20 protein-coding genes are annotated in these 18618 nt (G+C 60.9%); 10 read left to right on the plus strand and 10 right to left on the minus strand.

The window, feature by feature from the left end; translation table 11 throughout:
• Nucleotides 1-4: 4 nt before the first annotated feature.
• Complete coding sequence (locus tag ACR0KS_RS09735; RefSeq protein ID WP_170563689.1) at nt 5-1051, minus strand: MBL fold metallo-hydrolase; 1047 nt, start codon at nt 1049-1051, stop codon at nt 5-7.
• A complete protein-coding gene (locus tag ACR0KS_RS09740) occupies nt 1051-2754 on the minus strand; it encodes an acyl-CoA dehydrogenase family protein (RefSeq protein ID WP_170563692.1) in 1704 nt (567 codons plus the stop codon). Before ACR0KS_RS09740 ends, ACR0KS_RS09735 begins: the two co-directional genes overlap by 1 nt.
• A 137-nt stretch (nt 2755-2891) precedes the next feature.
• On the opposite strand from ACR0KS_RS09740, the gene ACR0KS_RS09745 reads away from it, so the two are divergent.
• The gene (locus ACR0KS_RS09745; protein ID WP_170563695.1) at nt 2892-3842 is read left to right on the plus strand and encodes an L-threonylcarbamoyladenylate synthase; all 951 of its coding nucleotides are present in this window, start codon (nt 2892-2894) and stop codon (nt 3840-3842) included.
• Here ACR0KS_RS09745 and ACR0KS_RS09750 read toward each other — a convergent pair whose 3' ends face one another.
• Nucleotides 3843-4397, minus strand: coding sequence for a YqgE/AlgH family protein (locus tag ACR0KS_RS09750; protein ID WP_170387396.1), 555 nt, complete (start codon nt 4395-4397; stop codon nt 3843-3845).
• Nucleotides 4398-4542: 145 nt separating this feature from the next.
• On the opposite strand from ACR0KS_RS09750, the gene ACR0KS_RS09755 reads away from it, so the two are divergent.
• Together ACR0KS_RS09755 and ACR0KS_RS09760 are read left to right on the plus strand one after the other, a co-directional pair.
• Nucleotides 4543-5355, plus strand: coding sequence for a protein-disulfide reductase DsbD domain-containing protein (locus tag ACR0KS_RS09755; RefSeq protein ID WP_170563698.1), 813 nt, complete (start codon nt 4543-4545; stop codon nt 5353-5355).
• 5 nt (nt 5356-5360) lie between these two features.
• Nucleotides 5361-5780, plus strand: coding sequence for an NUDIX hydrolase (locus tag ACR0KS_RS09760; RefSeq protein WP_170563701.1), 420 nt, complete (start codon nt 5361-5363; stop codon nt 5778-5780).
• Here the strand turns inward: ACR0KS_RS09760 and ACR0KS_RS09765 are convergent.
• From ACR0KS_RS09765 to ACR0KS_RS09795, 7 genes are all read right to left on the minus strand, one after another.
• Nucleotides 5777-9175: an efflux RND transporter permease subunit gene (locus ACR0KS_RS09765; RefSeq protein WP_170563704.1), complete on the minus strand. Its 3399-nt coding sequence runs from the start codon at nt 9173-9175 to the stop codon at nt 5777-5779. The two genes, ACR0KS_RS09760 and ACR0KS_RS09765, sit on opposite strands and share 4 nt — an antisense overlap.
• A gap of 5 nt (nt 9176-9180) precedes the next feature.
• A complete protein-coding gene (locus ACR0KS_RS09770) occupies nt 9181-10635 on the minus strand; it encodes an RND family efflux transporter (RefSeq protein ID WP_170563707.1) in 1455 nt (484 codons plus the stop codon).
• 104 nt (nt 10636-10739) lie between these two features.
• Nucleotides 10740-11282, minus strand: coding sequence for a molybdenum cofactor biosynthesis protein B (moaB, locus tag ACR0KS_RS09775; RefSeq protein WP_170563710.1), 543 nt, complete (start codon nt 11280-11282; stop codon nt 10740-10742).
• A gap of 6 nt (nt 11283-11288) precedes the next feature.
• A complete protein-coding gene (locus ACR0KS_RS09780) occupies nt 11289-11909 on the minus strand; it encodes a LysE family translocator (protein WP_170485157.1) in 621 nt (206 codons plus the stop codon).
• Nucleotides 11906-12505, minus strand: a complete 600-nt coding sequence (locus ACR0KS_RS09785) for a metallophosphoesterase (RefSeq protein WP_170563712.1) — start codon at nt 12503-12505, stop codon at nt 11906-11908. The genes ACR0KS_RS09780 and ACR0KS_RS09785 overlap by 4 nt, the downstream gene beginning before the upstream one ends.
• Nucleotides 12505-13269, minus strand: coding sequence for a uracil-DNA glycosylase (locus tag ACR0KS_RS09790; RefSeq protein ID WP_170564762.1), 765 nt, complete (start codon nt 13267-13269; stop codon nt 12505-12507). The genes ACR0KS_RS09785 and ACR0KS_RS09790 overlap by 1 nt, the downstream gene beginning before the upstream one ends.
• Nucleotides 13270-13363: 94 nt before the next feature.
• The gene (locus ACR0KS_RS09795) at nt 13364-13573 is read right to left on the minus strand and encodes a hypothetical protein (protein WP_170563715.1); all 210 of its coding nucleotides are present in this window, start codon (nt 13571-13573) and stop codon (nt 13364-13366) included.
• Between the two features lie 506 nt (nt 13574-14079).
• On the opposite strand from ACR0KS_RS09795, the gene ACR0KS_RS09800 reads away from it, so the two are divergent.
• From ACR0KS_RS09800 to ACR0KS_RS09830, 7 genes are read left to right on the plus strand one after another with little or no spacing between them, the layout of a single operon-like run.
• Nucleotides 14080-15015, plus strand: coding sequence for an aspartate carbamoyltransferase catalytic subunit (locus ACR0KS_RS09800; RefSeq protein ID WP_170387378.1), 936 nt, complete (start codon nt 14080-14082; stop codon nt 15013-15015).
• Nucleotides 15012-15530, plus strand: a complete 519-nt coding sequence (locus ACR0KS_RS09805; RefSeq protein ID WP_170563718.1) for a hypothetical protein — start codon at nt 15012-15014, stop codon at nt 15528-15530. The genes ACR0KS_RS09800 and ACR0KS_RS09805 overlap by 4 nt, the downstream gene beginning before the upstream one ends.
• Nucleotides 15515-15901 carry a hypothetical protein gene (locus ACR0KS_RS09810; RefSeq protein ID WP_480693187.1) on the plus strand — a complete coding sequence of 129 codons (387 nt, stop codon included), beginning with the start codon at nt 15515-15517 and terminating at the stop codon, nt 15899-15901. Before ACR0KS_RS09805 ends, ACR0KS_RS09810 begins: the two co-directional genes overlap by 16 nt.
• Complete coding sequence (locus ACR0KS_RS09815; RefSeq protein WP_170563721.1) at nt 15898-16350, plus strand: hypothetical protein; 453 nt, start codon at nt 15898-15900, stop codon at nt 16348-16350. The genes ACR0KS_RS09810 and ACR0KS_RS09815 overlap by 4 nt, the downstream gene beginning before the upstream one ends.
• Complete coding sequence (gene pyrC / locus ACR0KS_RS09820; RefSeq protein ID WP_170563725.1) at nt 16347-17627, plus strand: dihydroorotase; 1281 nt, start codon at nt 16347-16349, stop codon at nt 17625-17627. Before ACR0KS_RS09815 ends, pyrC begins: the two co-directional genes overlap by 4 nt.
• Nucleotides 17627-18232, plus strand: a complete 606-nt coding sequence (gene plsY, locus ACR0KS_RS09825; protein ID WP_170563728.1) for a glycerol-3-phosphate 1-O-acyltransferase PlsY — start codon at nt 17627-17629, stop codon at nt 18230-18232. The genes pyrC and plsY overlap by 1 nt, the downstream gene beginning before the upstream one ends.
• A complete protein-coding gene (locus ACR0KS_RS09830) occupies nt 18229-18507 on the plus strand; it encodes a hypothetical protein (RefSeq protein ID WP_170563731.1) in 279 nt (92 codons plus the stop codon). The genes plsY and ACR0KS_RS09830 overlap by 4 nt, the downstream gene beginning before the upstream one ends.
• Nucleotides 18508-18618: the final 111 nt, after the last annotated feature.

The following is an 18618-nucleotide window of genomic DNA, read 5'->3' on the forward strand; positions in this document are numbered from 1 at the left end:
GCCTTTACCCTTTGCGCTGAAACTCCCACGCCCCGTCCGCACGGCGCGTCCGGGTGACAGCACCAATGTGGTAAAGATGGTTGAGATGTGCAACCGACTCGACCAAGGCCAGCCCGTACTCGCCCTCGCCAATCTTGCGTTTGAACAGCGGGACAAAACAGTCGGCGGCGGTTTTGGGCGTATCCAGATAGTCTTGCAGGCGATCCAGCGCGCTGTGGTGATTGTCGATCAGTTGCTTCATCCGCAACGGCAACCCAGTGAAGGGCAGCTTGTGCCCACCCAGCGCCAGTTGATCGGGCCGGGCCAGACCTTGCAGACGCTCGCACGCCTCGAGCCATTCGGCGACCGGGTCAGCCATCGGTTCGGTGACAAAGACGCCAAGGTTGGGACTGATCGAACTGAGAATCTGATCCCCGGTAATTACCAGATTGTCGTCGCGGCTCCAGAATGTGGCATGTTCGGGCGCGTGGCCATTGCCCATATGCACGACCCAGTCGCGACCACCCATGCGGATCACGCCATCCTGCTTGATCCGGGTAAAGCCCAGCGGCATCGGATAAACCGTGTCGCAATAGTTGAAGGGCCGTTCGGTCATGCGCTTGGCCAGAATTTCAGGCGCCATGCCTGCGCTGCGATAGTAATCCAGCGTTTCCTGGGGCCAGGTTTCCTGCACATCCAGCGTCAGCATTCGCGCAAACAGCCAGGCGGTGCGGGTCGTGATCAGTTCCACGCCGTGTTCGGACTGGAACCAACCCGCATTGCCGATGTGGTCCGGGTGGTGATGCGTCACCACAACCCGGTTCACTGGTTTACCGCGCAACGGACCCACCATAAGCGTTTCCCAGATCGCGCGGGTTTTCTTCGATGAAAACCCCGTGTCGATCAACGTCCATCCGTCACCGTCATCCAACGCGTAGACATTGACGTGGTCCAGCGCCATCGGCAGCGGAAGCCGCATCCACAGCACACCCTCGGCGACCTCAATCGCTTCGCCCTGGGCCGGAGGCTCGGGCCATGGATAGCGGATCGCCAGAGGGGTATCGCCGTCCATCAGGCTGCCAGCTCGTCTGCGCTGAGGGCATAGATATCGTTCGCCCCGTTCTGCGCCTGCGCCAGCAGACCGGCAAACTCAGGCAGCAGCGCATTGATATAATAGCGCGCCAGCTTAAAGCGTGGACCTTCCGGTTCGGCCAGAGCCGCCTTGAGGTGATAATGACCACCCAGAACACGCGCGAAGGCGTGCAGATAGGGCACGGCACCGGCAAAACGCGTGTTCATGTCGGTCTGCGACACAAGCCATTCGGTTGTTTCACGCAGGCTTTCGGTGGCTTCCCAGACAGGTCCGGCCAGTTCAGGCATCGTCGCGCGTGCTTTTTCGGCGTGATCTTCGATTTCGTCCAGAAGACGTCCTGCCGCTTCACCACCATCCATCATCTTACGCGCAACAAGGTCCATGGCCTGAATGCCGTTGGTGCCTTCGTAGATCGCGGTTACGCGGACATCGCGGTAATACTGCGCAGCGCCGGTTTCTTCGATGAAGCCCATGCCGCCATGTACCTGAACGCCTGTTTCCGACACGCGCATTCCGGTTTCGGTTCCAAACGCCTTGCCGATTGGTGTCAGCAAAGCAGCGCGGGCGACCCATTCGGGATCGTCAGTGGCCGAGGCCATGTCGATCGCGGCCGCATTCGCCAGCATAATTGCGCGGGCCGCAAACGTATCGGCGCGCATCCCCATCAACATGCGACGAACATCAGCGTGATCAATGATTGTGCCCGAGGGTGTCTTACCCTGCTTACGCTCCAGCGCATATTCCAGCGCATGTTGATAAGCGCCTTCGGCCGCGCCAACGCCCTGCCCCCCGACGCCCAGACGCGCGTTGTTCATCATGGTGAACATCGCGGCCATACCGCCGTGCTCTTTGCCGATAAGCCAGCCCTTGGCGCCGTCATACTGCATCACGCAGGTCGGCGACCCGTGCAGACCCATCTTGTGCTCTAGCGAGACCACTTTCAGGTCGTTGGCCACGCCGGGATTGCCATTCTCGTCCGGCAGGTACTTGGGCACCAGGAACAGAGAAATACCTTTCGTACCCGGCACGCCATCGGGCAGGCGTGCCAGAACCAGATGGCAGATGTTTTCAGCGAAATCGTTGTCGCCCCAAGAGATATAGATCTTCTGGCCCGACACCGAATAGGTGCCATCGCCATTGGGTTCCGCCTTTGAGGTCAGCGCGCCAACGTCCGAACCGGCCTGCGGTTCGGTCAGGTTCATGGTGCCCGACCACTCGCCCGAGATCATCTTGGGCAGGTAGAGGTCTTTCAACGCGTCACTGGCGTGATGTTCCAGCGCCTCGATCTGGCCCTGCGTCATCAACGGAGCCAGTTGCAGCGACAGGCAGGCCGCGCTCATCATCTCGTTGACGGCAGTGGTCAGCGTCATCGGCAGGCCCATGCCACCATATTCGGGATCGGCGCTCATGCCGATCCAGCCGCCCTCCGCAATGGCTTTCCAACCGTCGCCGTACCCGGGCGACGTGCGCAGCACACCGTTTTCCAGTCGGGCCGGTTCCAGGTCGCCAGGTCTCTGAAGCGGCGCCATGATATCTTCACACAATTTGCCAGCTTCGGTCAGGATGGCGCTGACGACATCTTCACTGGCTTCCGAGAATTTCTCGGTCGCAGCGATCTGGTCGAAACCGACGGCATTGCGGAACAGAAATTCATAATCGGAGATTGGCGCGCGGTACGGCATGTCTTCCCTCGGAGTTGTTTGATTCGGTTTACGCTGACGGGGTTGGAATTTCCACCTTCAGTCTTTATGCATCTGGGATTGAACGATTACGTAGCCTTACCCATGTTACACGCAATCAAAACGCGGCGTCACCGCCCATGAGTCCTAACGGCACTCGGGAATTTAGCGCGGACTCCCGCGGAATCGCGCAGGCTGCGGACCTGCTGCGACAGGGTCTTTTGGTCGCTTTTCCGACCGAAACAGTTTACGGGCTGGGCGGAGATGCGCGCAACGGTGAAGCCGTGGCTGGCATCTATGCAGCAAAGGGACGCCCCAGTTTCAACCCGCTGATCGCGCATGTCGCTTCGGTCGAAGCCGCCCAACGATTTGTCGAGTGGTCCGATCAGGCCGACAAGTTGGCGCGGGCGTTCTGGCCTGGTCCACTGACACTGGTTCTGCCCTTGCGCGCGGGTCATGGGGTGTCTTCGTTGGTCACCGCCGGATTGGACACTCTGGCTGTGCGCGTTCCGGCACATCCGTCGGCGCGTGCACTGCTAAGTGCATTTGACGGACCGGTCGCTGCGCCCTCGGCCAATCCCTCGGGTCAGATCAGCCCCACCACGGCCGAGCACGTGCGGGCCGGACTGGGCGGTCGCATAGCTGCCATTCTAGACGATGGACCCTGCGGGGTTGGGGTGGAGTCCACGATCGTCGGGCTGGCGGGTGACCCCGCCCTGCTGCGCCCCGGAGGTGTGGCGCTAGAGCAAATCGTAGCCGTATTGAAAGCGCGGCTGCACTTTCATAAGCCCGGTGATACCCTGACAGCACCGGGACAGTTGCAGTCGCACTATGCACCCGACGCGCCGGTAAGGTTGAACGCAGGCGAAACGCAGGGTGATGAGGTTTTGTTGGGGTTCGGACAGGTTGACTGCGATCTGAACCTCTCGCCGGACGGTGACCTGACCGAAGCTGCCGCCAATCTATTTGCCGCCCTGCACAGCCTGAATGACACTGGCCGACCCATCGCGGTGTCACCCATCCCGGATCACGGGCTGGGGGCCGCAATCAACGATCGCCTGCGCCGCGCCGCCGCGCCGCGCGATAGCTGATCAGGCGCGCCCGGCGCTGGCCGACAGGGTCAGGGGGTCCACACCCAACGTGGCAAGCGCGGCCTCCCATTTCTCGTCGTCGGGAATGTCGAAAACCAGCTTGGATGACGCCTCGGCCGTGAGCCAGCCGTTTTTTGCGATCTCATCCTCAAGCTGCCCCGGACCCCAGCCGGAATAGCCCAGCGCCAATGTCGAGTTCAGCGGCCCCGTCCCCGAGGCCAGGTCTTCAAGCACGTCCAAAGTAGCGGTCATGCTGAAATCGTCCGAAATCTTCATTGAATGAAGGTTGGCGTCATAGTCCGAACTGTGCAGCACAAACCCTCTGGACATTTCGACGGGGCCGCCAAAGTGGACCAGCCGCTCGCCGACAATCGGAATCTGGCAGGCGATATTGAGCTGTTCGAGCAAGGTTTTGATCCGAAGGTCCGAAGACTTGTTCACGATCAGCCCCATCGCCCCGTCGTCACCATGACTGCATATATAGACCACTGAATGATCGAAGCGCGGGTCTCCCATGCCAGGCATCGCAATCAACAGTTTTCCGGTCAGGTCCATAAAACGACATCTCTTGCTGAATACCCCTCAACAATGGCCCCGGGGGGCTGGTATTGGCAAGGGATCAACGAAGATTTCCGCAGATTTCATTCAAGTGACCGGAACGTGACTTGGAATCGGACCCGACACGGCGCATGTTGCGGGTATGATCGCAAAGGTGACATTTTCGGCGCTCGCATTGACCTTGAGCCTTGGTTTACCCGGCCCTGTCACAGCACAGGTGAAGGGGGACGTGGCACAACTGGACATTCTGGACGGTGGCCGCACGGCAAAAGGCAATTACCTTGGGGCGCTGCGCGTGACCTTGAAGGACGGGTGGAAAACCTACTGGCGCGCACCAGGAGACGCGGGGATTCCGCCTCAGTTCAACTGGAATGGTTCGGACAATGTAGGGGGCGTGTCGATCACTTGGCCCGCGCCCCATGTGTTCGACCAGAACGGCCTGCAGTCCATCGGGTACGAGGATCAACTGGTCCTTCCGGTTGAGATAACCCCAAAGAACCCTTCGCGTCCCGTGCGATTAAGTGGGACGATGGATTTGGGCGTTTGCAAAGATGTCTGCATCCCCGAGCAACTGGATTTCGATCATACCTTGAACGCGGACGCGGGTCGCAATCCCGCGATTGCCGCCGCACTCGCCCAGCGCCCTTTCTCGGCGAAAGAAGCGCGCGTTTCGCGCACCAGTTGCCACCTGACACCCACACCTGACGGTATGCAGATCGAGGCTCGCGTCACCATGCCCTCGGCTGGTGGGCGTGAGATCGCCGTTATCGAACCCGGTAATCCGGCGCTGTGGGCCTCGCCCCCCGAAACAGTACGGCAGGGCGATACGCTGGTCGCCACCTCCGAGGTGATCAGCGAATCCGGCGGTCCTTTCGCGCTGGATCGATCCGAAATACGGATCACCGTCTTGGGTGCGAGTCATGCCGTTGACATTCAAGGGTGCAGCGCGGGTTGACCCGAATGACGCAAACTCCGAAAATCGGCGCGCTGGCCGTTGTTGTCCACAATCAAAATGTGCTTCTGGTCCAGCGCGGCAAGCAGCCTGATGCGGGGCTTTGGGGTTTTCCCGGTGGCCATGTGGAGTGGGGTGAAACCGTGCTGCAGGCCGCACAACGAGAGCTATTCGAGGAAACCTCGGTCATTGCCGCGCCCATGCGCTATCTGGACAATCTGGACCTGCTGCGCCGGGACAGCCAAGGCGCAGTGCTGTCACATTACCTGCTGGTCGGCGTTGCCTGCGAATACCGCTCGGGGCAACCCAATGCGGGGGACGACGCGTTGGATGCGCGCTGGTTTCCGCTGGATCAAATTCGCAGCGGCGATCTGCCGATGAGCAACCGTGTCAGTGACCTTCTGGAAATTGCGCTGGCTCAACTTTAGGCCATTTGCCTTTTGAAGCGAATGTATAACAGGCTGGACAGTGCAACCGACAGCACGAGTATCAGCAGTGCTCCGGCAAGGAAAAGTCCGAGCCCCATCCGCAATACCGCCAGCCCGTCCTCGCCAGCGTAAAACCCGGACAGCGGACCGACCGGTGCGCCCAGCAGTGCAGGCCAGACCATCGTCACCCCGAACCACAGCAAAAGCACCAGCCCCGTCGCGAAAATTGCCCCTTGAACCACGCGATCCGGTCCCCGCAACGCCCGACGCATGGCCGTCATGGGGCGGGAAAGATCGTTCAGGATGGCCAGCAATGCAGGGACCAGCAGCAGAACCAGCAACATCCCAAAGGCAAGCCCGTAGACCAATGTAATCACTGTCGGCTTGAGAAACTGCGCCTGTTGGGAACCCTCGTACAACAGAGGGGTCAGTCCCAGAACGGTCGTCAGTGTCGTCAGCATGACCGGACGCAAACGGTCCGCCGTACCCTCGATGATCGACGGAACAAGTCCGCGTTCCTTCTGATAGGCATCAATTGTCGTCACCAGAACGATCGAGTCGTTGATGATGATCCCGGTCATCCCCAGCAGGCCCACCACGGTAAACATGCTAAGCGGTACATCCCAAATGTAGTGCCCCCAGATCGTGCCCACCAAACCAAAGGGTATGATTGCCATGACAACCAGCGGCCGTGTCCAACTGGCAAAAACCCAGGCCAGCACCAGATAGATTCCGGTCAGGCACAAGATCAGACCGGTCCGCGCCTCGGTCAGGAACTCATCCTCCTGCTCGCTAAGGCCCGCCATTGTCCATTCGACCTGCCGTTCGGCGGCAATATTGGGCAAAATCTCCTCGCCTAGCGCTCGGGCGATTTCCGCGGCTCGGGCCGGGTCGTCTTCGGAAATGTCACCATTCACGGACACCACCCGCAAACCGTTTTCCCGCCGAACAGTCGAAAAGCCCGATTTGCGCTGAACCGAAACGATGTCGGCCAGTGGCACATAAATACCGTCCGGTGTGCGCATCAGGGTCCGCTCAAGGAAATCCGCCGTCAATTCGCCTTCGGGCAGTTCCACGCGGATCTCGGCGCTGCGCGGACCGTCTGGGAAGGTGGCGGCCTCAATCCCGTTCAGGCGATCCCGAAGCACACGACCCAGTGTTTCGATCCGGAAGCCCAGCGCCTGACCCTGCGCCGTGAGATCCAGAATGAATTCCTCTTTGTCGTAGGCCAGATTGTCTTCCAGTGCCGAAACCTCGGAGTATTTCGACAACTCGACCTGCAAGTCCTCGGACGCGGCCTTGAGCGTGTTCACGTCCGCACCATAGAACTGCACGTCGATGGCGTCGCCGCCCGGCCCGGATCGCCAGCCCCGGAAACTGAGCACTTCAACCTTGGGGTGGAGCGGAGCAAATTCCTGAAGCTCGCCTACGAACTCAAAACTGGAATACGGACGAAGATCGGCATCAATCAGTTCGATGGAAATACCGCCGAGCAAGTCGGAATCCTTGCCGTCAGCCGCCGACAGTCCAAACCCCGCCGAGCCACCGACTTCGGCCAGCACATAATCGATCGGGTTCCGCCCGTGCCGTTCCTCGTAGATCTGACCCAATTCTTCGGTTGCACGCTGCAACTGATGCATCATGGCCAGTGTATCCGCGCGCGTGGCCCCTTCGACCATAATGAAGTTGCCCGTGACCGAACCTCGCTCGGGCGCGTTGAAGAACCTCCAGTTCACGTCGCCGCGGATGAAAAGCGCAATCTGGCTGGCCAGAAAGACCAGCATCACCGCGACCACCACATAGCGCGCCCAGATCGCCCAGGCGATCAGCGGGCGGAACAGATGGTCCCGCACCCAGCGAAACCCCCGATTTACAACGCGATTGGGCAGATCATACCAGTGTTCCTTGGCCGAATGGGCAATGGCATGCGCCATATGATTGGGCAGGATCAGAAAACACTCGATCAGCGAGGCAATCAGAACCGCAATGACGGTGAAGGGGATGTCGCGGATCAATTCTCCGAACCGGCCCCCTATCGCGGTCAGCCCGAAGAAGGCAATCACGGTTGTCAGGGTCGCCGCAAAGACCGGCATAGCCATGCGCCGCGCTGCGCGTTCGGCGGCCACCACGGGGGCTTCTCCCAATCGACGCCCGCGAAAGTCTGCGTGCTCACCCACGACAATCGCGTCGTCCACAACGATGCCCAGCGTGATGATCAGGCCGAACAGGGATACCATGTTGATCGACAGCCCGCCGATATACATGAAGGCGATGGCTGCTGACATGGCCACCGGAATACCGGCCGCAACCCAAAACGCAATGCGGGCATTCAGAAACAGGAACAGCAGGCAAACAACCAGCCCCAGACCCACGAGGCCGTTGTCAATCAGAATATCCAATCGATTGGTGATCGCCTGCGCGCGAGTCCGTATCAGCTCGACCGTCACACCTTCGGGCAGGCTGGCCTGCATCTCGGCCACGACATCCTCAACCGTGCGCTGGATTTCTATCGCATCGCCTAGGTTCGAGCGATCGACACGCACGGACATGGCCGGGTTCTCACCGACAAAATAGCTTCGGTTGCGGTTCACTCCTTCGACCCGGATCAGAGCCACATCTCCGATCAACAGCTTGGAACCGTCGGCAAAGTTGCGCAGGGTAATGCCTTCGATTTCCTCTGGCGTCCGCTTTTCTGTCCCCGTCCGGATACGTGCATTGGCCCCGGTCACATCACCAGCGGGGTTGGCTGTCACCTCTGCAGAGATGGCGGCGGCAATTTCCGACAAGGTAATATCATTGGCGATAAGCTGGGCGGTCGGCACTTCGACCACCACGCGAGGGGCCGCCAGTCCCCGGATTGTCGTGCGGGTGACGCCCACGGCAAACAGACGGTTGATCAATTCGTCGGTAAACTTGGCCAAATTGTCCGGCGCAACCGGGCCGGTGACCACCACGTCGGTCACGCGATCCCTCCAGGCGCCGCGGCGAATTGTGGGTTCTTCGGCGTCTTCGGGCAGGTTGCTGACACCGTCGACCGCCGTTCTGACCTCCTCAACCGCGCGGGACATGTCCCAGTTCGGCTCAAACTCCAACCGGATGCTCGCGCGTCCCTCGCGTGACGTCGCCTCGGTGCTGGCAACGCCTTCGACGGCCAGAAGCGCTGGTTCCAGAACCTGCACGATGCCATTGTCAACGTCCTCGGGGCCAGCACCTTCCCATTCGACATTGACGTCGACCCGTTCCAGGATCACGTCTGGAAAGAACTGCGCCCGCATGTTCGGAATGGCTGCGGCCCCCAGAACGAGCATGACGAGCAACAGAAGGTTGGCCACCGTTCTGTGTCGCGTGAAATAGCTGAGAATACCGCCCGCCGCGCTGGGAATCTCGCGCATCATCGGGCCTATCCCCCTGCCCGGTTTTCAAGCCGCCGCACCAGCGACGCCGGGACTGTGGCCTCGCGCAACTGCCCCAGCACTCGGTCCTTTACAGCCTTTGGCATACGGTCGCTGGCCTCAACCTGCGCCATGAGCTGGGCGCGCTTTTCCTCGGTCAACTCGACCATTTCGGCCGTGGCGCCGGCGTTGGCCTCTACCCGCAAGGGCCGCACTCGGACACCTGCCCCCAGCAGAGGCGTTCTGCCGACAACAACTTCGCGGCCTTCCAGACCCTCACCGCGCAGCAGGACCTCATCCCCCTGACGGCGAATAAGCTGCACAGGCAGCGCCTCAAGGCGATCCCCTTCGCCCAGCACCAAAACTGTGCCGACCGCATCCAGAACCGACGACGGCAGGCGCACCACGTTGTCCAACGGCTGTTCCTCGACAGTGACCGTCACGAAATCTCCGGGCTTGAACCCGGATGCATCGTCCAGTCGGGCGTAGATCAACCGCCCGGTTTGCCCCTCACCGGCCGACCCGCTGTCGCGGCTTATGCGTCCTTGCGCCATCAGGTCGGTGCCCGTGACCTCGAGCGATACAGTAACCGGCGCGTTGATCAATGCGCCCTGCGCATCCAGCAGGCGCACATATTGCGCGGTTGAAACGCGGAACGCGACCTCCAGCGCATTCGGATCGACCAGTTCGGCCAGCTTTTCATTGGCGGACACCAAGCGCCCTTCGACCAGTGTCACATCCGTCAACGTGCCGCCAAACCGCGCCCTTACGGTCATGTCATCCAGATCGCGTTCAGCGGCCTCCAGCGCGATGCGCGCGCGCGCCAGCAGAGTGCTCGCCTGATCCACACGCGATTCCGCCTGAGCCAGCGCTATCCGTCGCGCCAGCACCGACTGCTGGGCGGAAGCCTCGGCCAGCTCTGCTTCCTCGACGGCCGCCGGGGTTCCGACGCCCCGGCTTTGCAGGTCTTTCTGGCGCTGCAAGGCACGACCGCGCAGACCCGCCTGCGCCTCGGCCGAGTTCAGCTCATCCTGCGCCAACAGCAAAGACCGCTCGGCATCGCGTTCCTCGAACTGGGCGTCCAGAAGATCGGATTTTGCCCGATCCAGCGCAGATTGCGCATCGGCGGGGTCAAGTTCGACCAGCACTTCACCTTGTGTCACCACGCCGCCGTCCTCGAAATCTTCGGACAGCGAAATCACACGCCCACCCAAAGCAGCACGCAGTTCCAGCCGTCTGCGGCTTTGCACTTCGCCGAAAGCTTCCAGATAAGGGGTAACGGTCGATAGCTCGGCTGGCTGGACGGACACGGCAAACACACGCTCACGCGCCTGCGGAGGCTCATCGTCGCGCGTCAGCACATCCTGAACCGCGCCCGAGATCATCTGCACGGCCACAAATAGCAGGGCCAGCGTCACAGACGCCAGGAACACACCGACAAGGCTCTGCCTCAGAAATCGCATTCACTTTTCCCCGGTTGCATCAGGCTGCTATCTGCAAAAGGTAGCCGGGCCGTCAAAATTGCCAAGCTACAAAGTCCGTTTAAACGCTTGAACGTGCGAACAGTTTACTTCCGTCGCAGATGTTCGTCCAATCTGGGCATTATTTCCACGAAATTGCAGGGTCGGTGCCGGTAGTCGAACTGTTTCTCCAAAATTCCGTCCCACGCATCCTTGCACGCGCCGGGGCTGCCGGGCAGCGCAAACAGGTAGGTTCCTCCGGCCACACCGCCCGTTGCCCGAGACTGCACCGCCGAAGTGCCGATTTTCTCCATCGACAGAATGGTGAATACAGTGCCAAACGCGTCGATCTCTTTCTCATAAACGTCGCGATGCGCCTCGACTGTTACATCGCGCCCGGTCAGTCCAGTGCCGCCGGTCGAAATCACGACGTCGATTTCCGGGTCCGCAATCCAACTCCGCAACTGCACTGCGATCTCGGCGCGCTCATCCCGGATGATCTTGCGGTCTGCGACTGTATGGCCAGCCCGTTCGATCCTGTCGACAAGCGTCTGGCCCGAGCGATCTTCGTCCAGCGCGCGCGTATCCGATACGGTCAAAATGGCGATCCGGACAGGGATGAATTCCAAGGTTTCGTCAATACGCGACATCCGGCGTCAGGCCCTTTCCATGATGGCAAGTCGAAGGGCAAGGGCCGTGAAAATCCCGCCCGTCACCCATCCCATGATACGAGAGGCGCGCGGGTTCGAGATCAGCACCCGCCCCGCGCCGCCTGCAAAAATTCCAACCATCCCGTTCACGACGAAACCACCCAGCGCGATGATCACGCCCAGGATCAGGAATTGCGGCAGGATCGGCCCGATGGCCGGGTTCACGAATTGCGGGATAAAGGCCAGCACGAACAGAATGACCTTGGGATTGGTCAGGTTCACGACCAGCCCGTCCCGAAACGCGTATCGCGTTGGTTTGGCGGGCTTGTCGTCCGAGACCGCACCGTACCGGATCGCGCCCCAGGCCAGATACATCAAATAAGCGACGCCCATCCAGCGGATCACGTCGAACAGCCACGGCAGGGTGGACACGGCAGCACCCAGGCCAAGCCCTGCCAGCAACACGTGAACCATCAGCCCTGCCGACACCCCGGCACTGGCGATCAGTGCAGGTTTCGCACCTGACCGCAGCCCCTGCCCGAAACAGAACATCATGTCGGCCCCCGGCGTAAAATTCAGTGCCATGGCCGCCGGGATAAATGCCAGCAACGTCACCGTTTCGATCATGTGATCACCTCGAACCAGTTCACTTTGGGGCCGAGATTGGCAATCTGCGTGCGCCCGATGGTGCCGCGAAAGCCCCAACTGTCATGGATATGACCGTGCAGAGAGTATTGCGGCTGCAATCGCTCGATCGCGTCGCGCACGGCGACCGACCCCACCGCATCGCCCATTGACGTCGTATCGCCATACCCTTTGGGCGGCGAGTGCGTGATCAGGATATCAGCGGCGTCGCAACGCTCCAGCAACTCGGCGGCTTCGGATTCCGACAGGTCGCAGGACCATTCTCCGAACGGTGTGACAGGAACGCCGTATCCAAGACCGAACAGACGCAAGCCATCCACAGTCATCCCCGATCCGTGCAGAACATGGACACCCTCGGGTGCGGCATCCATCAACTCTCCGGCGCTTTCGGCGTTTCCGGGGGTCAGGACAAGCGGGGCGGAGATCTCCGACAGCATCGCCATCGCTTCATCCAGACCCTGTCGCATATTGCAATAATCACCGGCACCGATCACCAGATCAGCCTCGGCGCTGGCCGAGGCAATCTCGGCCGCGCGGTTGCGCGCCATATGCAGGTCCGAGAACGCGAGAATACGCATCACGTGCCCTCCAGCCAGGCTTTCAACTCCAGCAAATCCGCCCATGCCTGCCGTTTCAACGGCGGTTGACGCATCAGGTCTTCGGGTTTCAACATCGGAATCACCGGCAGATCAAACCCCTGATCCCACTTGCCGCGCAGCCGATTGATCCCGCGCTTGCCCAGCACCGCCTGACAACTGATATTGCCCATGACCACCAGAACGTCCGGCTTTGCCAGCGCCACGTGGCGTTCCAGAAACGGCTGCATCATACCGATTTCCTGAGGGTTCGGGTCGCGGTTCTGGGGCGGGCGCCAAGGCAGAACGTTGGTAATGTAAACGTTTTCCGAACGGTCCAGATCAATCGCGGCCAGCATCCGGTCCAGCAACTGGCCTGCACGCCCCACGAAAGGCTTGCCCGCACGGTCTTCTTCGCGGCCCGGCGCTTCTCCGACGATCATCACCCGAGCACCCGGTGTGCCATCCGCAAAGACCAGTTGGCGCGCCCCGCGCTTCAGATCACAATGCTCGAACGCCTCCATCGTGCTGCGCAGTTGATCCAACGACCCTGCGCTGGCGGCGGCGGCCTTGGCAACGGCAACCGGGTCCACCTGTTTCGGTTTTTCGGGCGCGGCCTGCGCAGCTTTGGTCTTATTGGCCTTGGGCGCAGTGTCCGGCAACGCATAGCGATCCACCGGAGCATCCCCGATCGCGTCTGTTGCGCCCAGTTCAATCTGCCATTCCAGCAGAGCCCGCGCCGTGTGATAGTCCAAAGCCGATTCCATAGCTCTCAATCTAACCACCTTTTGACCGAGGGAAAGCGAATAGCACTTGATTGGATGGCCCGTCCCGCCCAGCATTGCCCCATTCATGTTGGTCCTATTGCGATTCCTTGCCGTTGCGTTGTTGCTGATCCCCCTCGGCGACCCGGGTTTCGCGCAGCTTCAAAACCGGGGCGGTCTGTACGACAGGAACACCTTTCCGAACCGGGGCGGCATCTATGAGCGGAACAATCAATGCCCCGGCGGTCAGTTCAAATGCGGTGCCCGCTGCTGTTCCGGCGGGCAAAGATGCAGCTTCGACGGCCACTGCATTCCTCTGGGTGGCACCTATTGCGGCGGTGGCCGAACATGCGGCCCGTTCGAGCGGTGCGTAGCAGGCGGCAGATGCGCGCCAAGAGGCATAAACAAGTGCCGGGCGCGCCTTGATTGTCCGGGCGGCAGCTTTTGCAACGCCCGGGGCGAGTGCGAGACGATCACACCCGACATTCAGCCCCTCCCCTCGCTAAAATGCAGCGACGGGCGCACCTGCGATTCCGGATCGGCCTGCCTGCCCGGTGGGGGATGCTCACGCCCGGGCTGGTTTTTCTGCGAGAAAACCGGGTCGCAGTGCCGTCCCGGGTTCAAGTGTTCCAGAAATCAGGGCTGCGTCCCGGTCAAGGCCGTGGACTGCGGCTATGGCAAATGGTGCAAACCCGGTGAACAGTGCCTGCCCGACGGCGGGTGCGAGAAACTGCCCGAAGGGTCCGATCCTTAGGTTGCCTTGCCTCGCGCAGCTACTTATAAGCGGCTCGATTGTCAGACAGGAGCCCGCCCATGCGTTTCGCCCATCGTCACCTTCTTGGCATCGAGCATCTGTCGCAATCCGATATTACCGCCATTCTTGATCTGGCTGAAAAATACGTCGATCTGAATCGCCAGTCGGCCAAACATTCGGACGTGCTGTCGGGGCTGACGCAGATCAACATGTTCTTTGAGAACTCGACCCGCACGCAGGCCAGCTTTGAAATCGCGGGCAAGCGGCTGGGCGCGGATGTGATGAACATGGCGATGCAGGCCAGCTCGATCAAAAAAGGTGAAACGCTGATCGACACGGCGATGACGCTGAACGCGATGCACCCCGATCTTCTGGTGGTGCGGCACCCGCATTCCGGCGCGGTCGATCTGCTGGCGCAAAAGGTGAATTGCGCGGTGTTGAACGCGGGCGACGGGCGGCACGAACACCCCACGCAGGCTTTGCTGGACGCGCTGACCATCCGCCGCGCCAAGGGCCGCCTGCACCGGCTGAACATCGCAATCTGCGGGGACGTGGCCCATTCGCGCGTGGCCCGGTCGAACCTGATCCTGTTGGGCAAGATGGAAAACCGCATCCGGCTGATCGGCCCGCCGACTCTGGTGCCCGGTCAATTCGCTGACTTCGGGGCTGAAATCTACGACGACATGAACGAAGGTCTGAAAGACGTCGACGTCGTCATGATGCTGCGCCTTCAGAAAGAGCGGATGGACGGCGGCTTTATCCCCTCGGAGCGCGAGTACTATCACCGCTATGGGCTGGACGCCGCGAAGCTGGCGCAGGCCAAGCCAGACGCCATCGTCATGCATCCCGGCCCGATGAACCGCGGGGTGGAAATCGACGGCACGCTAGCCGACGACATCAACCGCTCGGTCATTCAGGAACAGGTCGAGATGGGCGTCGCCGTCCGCATGGCCGCGATGGAGCTGCTGGCCCGCAACCAGCGCGAGGCCGCATGAACGATCTGACCGTTGCCCCCCATGAACACGGCGTGATCCGCCTGTTCACGCTGGACATGCGCCCGGAGGAGGCGAAGTTCCTGCGCGAACCGGGCGCTGCCGATCAGGTTCTGGGCGTCAATGGGCTGGACCCCGAACAGATCGACATTTTCCCGGTCGCCGACCTCGAAGACCTCGGGCTTTATGGCTATCTCAACGAAGGGTGCGGGGTATCGCAAGATCAGTTGAACCGCGCGGCTCTTGAGGCGGTCGATGGCTGGGTCATGGCCGTTCGCAGCGCAGCATTCGGTGGAAACGCCGTCGAACTGCAACCCGACCCAAGGCTGCACCTCATCGGGCTGTTCACGGAAGAAGCAACAAATTGGACCGGTGGTGCCCTTGCATCCGAAAGCGCCAAGCCGTTCTCGGCCCCGCAGACAGCCGCAGCCAATGACACGCCGCGCCGTATCGGGTCTGCTGTCTTGGCGCTTGTGATCCTGTTTTTGATCGGGGGTGTTCTTTGGCTGATCCTGTGACCTTCACCGCCGACAAAAGCGCCTATATCCGTACCAATACATGGCTGGCCGCCTTTGCCATGGCGGGTGCTATGGTCGTGCTCTGGCTGGTCGGAAATCCTTACATCTGGACCGGAGCGCCCGCGGGCCTTGCCGCGGTTGGTGTCCGCGCATGGTATCTGGCCTCGGAAGAACTGACCAACACGTGGCAGATGTCCGAGACCGCCCTGACAGGTCCCGGCCCACGCAACGTACCGCTGAACCAGATCGAGGCGGTCAATATCATGGGCAGCTTCGTGCAAATCGTCACAAAGGGCGGCGACAAGCACCTGATCAAGTATCAGGCCGACCCCGCCGCCACAAAGGCCGCCATCGAAAGGGCGATCGGATGAGAGACGATTGGTGGCGTGAGAAAATACCAGAGAAAGAAAAGATCCTGTGGCACGGGCAACCTTACCAGGGGTACTTTCCGCCCCGGTACGGATGGATCTACAAAGCAGCGATTGCTTTGTTCGTCTCTGTTTGGGCTGGAAGCCCATGGATCATCGACACCGCTGAGGATTTTTGGAAACTCCTGATCGCTACGTTAACTTGTCCTTTTGCCGTCTACGCGGATCGCTTTATTCGAGCAAATCGCGTTTATGTTGTAACATCTCAAAATGCTTGGCAGTTGAACCGGCATAACAAATCAAAAAAACTGAAAGTCGACCGGTTTCTGGACTTTTATGTCGGCCAACAAGCAGTGTCATTCGCTCGACACCCCTTTTTCTCATTTGACCACCTGCCCGACCCTGACGCTGCCATGGCAGCCCTGACCAAAGTCCGAGAGGCCAAGACATGACCGACCAGTTGTTCACCAACGCCCGCCTGATCGACCCCGAGGCCGGGACGGATTTGCTGGGCTGGTTGCATGTCACCGATGGCCGGATTACCGCGCGCGGCGAAGGTACGGCCCCATCCACCGACGCGCAGGTGATCGACTGCGGGGGTCATTGCCTTGCCCCCGGCATCGTCGATATCGGCGTCAAGGTGTGCGAACCGGGCGAGCGGCACAAGGAAAGCTATAAATCCGCAGGTCTGGCCGCAGCTGCGGGGGGCGTGACCACAATCGTCACCCGGCCCGACACTCTGCCTGCCGTTGACACACCCGAAACGCTGGAATTCGCCACCCGCCGCGCACAGGCGGATGCTCCGGTCAACGTCCTGCCGATGGCGGCCCTGACCAAAGGGCGCGAAGGGCGCGAGATGACCGAGATCGGCTTTCTGCAAGACGCAGGTGCTGTGGCCTTTACCGATTGCGACCACGTGATCGCCAATACCAAAGTGTTTTCGCGCGCGCTGACCTATGCGAAATCCTGCGGTGCGCTGGTGATTGCGCATCCGCAGGAACCGGGCCTCAGCGCCGGGGCTGCTGTCACCAGCGGCAAGTTCGCTGCCTTGCGCGGCTTGCCCGCCGTTTCACCCATGGCCGAGCGGATGGGGCTGGACCGCGACATCGCCCTGCTTGAGATGACCGGGGCCGCCTATCACGCCGACCAGATCACCACCGCCCGCGCGTTGCCCGCGTTGGAACGGGCCAAGCGCAACGGGCTGGACATCACCGCAGGCACCTCGATCCATCACCTGACGCTGAACGAACTGGACGTGGCCGACTATCGCACCTTCTTCAAGGTGAAACCGCCGCTGCGCTCCGAGGATGATCGGCAGGCCGTGATCGACGCCGTGCGGACCGGGCTGATTGACACGATCAGCTCGATGCACACGCCGCAGGACGAAGAAAGCAAACGCCTGCCGTTTGAAGAAGCCGCCTCGGGCGCGGTGGCGCTGGAAACCCTGCTGCCTGCTGCGCTGCGCCTGTATCATGCCGAACAACTGGACCTGCCGACCCTGTTCCGGGCCATGTCCCTGAATCCGGCGAAACGGCTGGGGCTGGACTCTGGCCGTCTGGCCGAAGGCGCACCTGCTGATCTGGTATTGTTCGACCCGGATGTGCCCTTTGTACTGGACCGGTTCAGCCTGCGATCAAAGTCACAGAACACACCGTTTGACGGCCAGCGGATGCAGGGTAAGGTCACCGCAACCTATGTCGCGGGACAAGAAGTATACCGGAGACCCTGATGCCGCCAATTGACAGTTCCATGACCCAGTTGCTGCTGTGGGCCGTGCTTGGGTACCTGATGGGGTCCATCCCGTTCGGGATGATCATCGCCAAGGTCATGGGCCTGGGCAACCTGCGCAATATCGGGTCCGGGAATATTGGCGCGACCAACGTGCTGCGCACCGGTAACAAATCAGCAGCAGCCCTGACGCTGATCTTCGACGCTGCCAAGGGCGCGGCTGCAGTCCTGATCGCAAGAGCAATGGCCGGAGAGGACGCAGCCCAAGTCGCAGCGCTGGCGGCCTTTATGGGGCACTGCTTCCCGGTTTGGCTGGGATTCAAGGGCGGCAAGGGTGTCGCCACCTTTCTTGGGATTTGGCTGGCGCTGGACTGGCGCGTCGGTGTGGCGTGCTGCCTGACATGGTTGGTTGCGGCCGCCATCTGGAGGATTTCGTCCCTGGGCGCGCTTGTGGCGGCGGCGCTTTCAACCGTTTGGGTCATGGTCCTGACGGATACTACGACGTTTGTTCTTGGGATGGTCCTGACCTTGCTGGTCTACTGGCGGCACAGCGCAAACGTCGCGCGTATCCGTGCCGGAACAGAACCCAAAATCGGACAATCTTGACCGCCCTGGGCGCGTTTCTATCCGCCTTTTTCGCCATTCCAATCAGAACGTCGACCGGATGGAGCGGCGGTCGCCGCTATATCGTCAGCCGATCAGAACTGGCGGGCGGAAAGTCTCATAAGCTGGTCGCGCAGGAATTGGGCGGTCGGGATTATGTCAGCCTGAACCTATACCTGACTTCAAACAGCAAAGCATTGCTGCGCCCGTGCGAAATGCCCGTGCAAAAAGTGGTCGATTTCGTAACCGCTTTTGAACCGGAACCTGCGCAAAATTGAACAGCTTATCTTCACCCGAGCACAATCACGATTGATTGTTTTGAACGTGATGCGGCGGCTGCCCACTTCGGGGTCGTGACGGCCAATTCCCGACCGCACTGATCAAAATCC

Source organism: Ruegeria sp. BC7, from assembly GCF_056539165.1.

Coding starts and splice junctions, on each gene's coding strand:
- ACR0KS_RS09735 (WP_170563689.1), bottom strand. CDS start 1,051: ATGGACGGCGATACCCCTCTGGCGATCCGCTATCCATGGCCCGAGCCT.
- ACR0KS_RS09740 (WP_170563692.1), bottom strand. CDS start 2,754: ATGCCGTACCGCGCGCCAATCTCCGATTATGAATTTCTGTTCCGCAAT.
- ACR0KS_RS09745 (WP_170563695.1), top strand. CDS start 2,892: ATGAGTCCTAACGGCACTCGGGAATTTAGCGCGGACTCCCGCGGAATC.
- ACR0KS_RS09750 (WP_170387396.1), bottom strand. CDS start 4,397: ATGGACCTGACCGGAAAACTGTTGATTGCGATGCCTGGCATGGGAGAC.
- ACR0KS_RS09755 (WP_170563698.1), top strand. CDS start 4,543: ATGATCGCAAAGGTGACATTTTCGGCGCTCGCATTGACCTTGAGCCTT.
- ACR0KS_RS09760 (WP_170563701.1), top strand. CDS start 5,361: ATGACGCAAACTCCGAAAATCGGCGCGCTGGCCGTTGTTGTCCACAAT.
- ACR0KS_RS09765 (WP_170563704.1), bottom strand. CDS start 9,175: ATGATGCGCGAGATTCCCAGCGCGGCGGGCGGTATTCTCAGCTATTTC.
- ACR0KS_RS09770 (WP_170563707.1), bottom strand. CDS start 10,635: ATGCGATTTCTGAGGCAGAGCCTTGTCGGTGTGTTCCTGGCGTCTGTG.
- moaB (WP_170563710.1), bottom strand. CDS start 11,282: ATGTCGCGTATTGACGAAACCTTGGAATTCATCCCTGTCCGGATCGCC.
- ACR0KS_RS09780 (WP_170485157.1), bottom strand. CDS start 11,909: ATGATCGAAACGGTGACGTTGCTGGCATTTATCCCGGCGGCCATGGCA.
- ACR0KS_RS09785 (WP_170563712.1), bottom strand. CDS start 12,505: ATGCGTATTCTCGCGTTCTCGGACCTGCATATGGCGCGCAACCGCGCG.
- ACR0KS_RS09790 (WP_170564762.1), bottom strand. CDS start 13,269: ATGGAATCGGCTTTGGACTATCACACGGCGCGGGCTCTGCTGGAATGG.
- ACR0KS_RS09800 (WP_170387378.1), top strand. CDS start 14,080: ATGCGTTTCGCCCATCGTCACCTTCTTGGCATCGAGCATCTGTCGCAA.
- ACR0KS_RS09805 (WP_170563718.1), top strand. CDS start 15,012: ATGAACGATCTGACCGTTGCCCCCCATGAACACGGCGTGATCCGCCTG.
- ACR0KS_RS09815 (WP_170563721.1), top strand. CDS start 15,898: ATGAGAGACGATTGGTGGCGTGAGAAAATACCAGAGAAAGAAAAGATC.
- pyrC (WP_170563725.1), top strand. CDS start 16,347: ATGACCGACCAGTTGTTCACCAACGCCCGCCTGATCGACCCCGAGGCC.
- plsY (WP_170563728.1), top strand. CDS start 17,627: ATGCCGCCAATTGACAGTTCCATGACCCAGTTGCTGCTGTGGGCCGTG.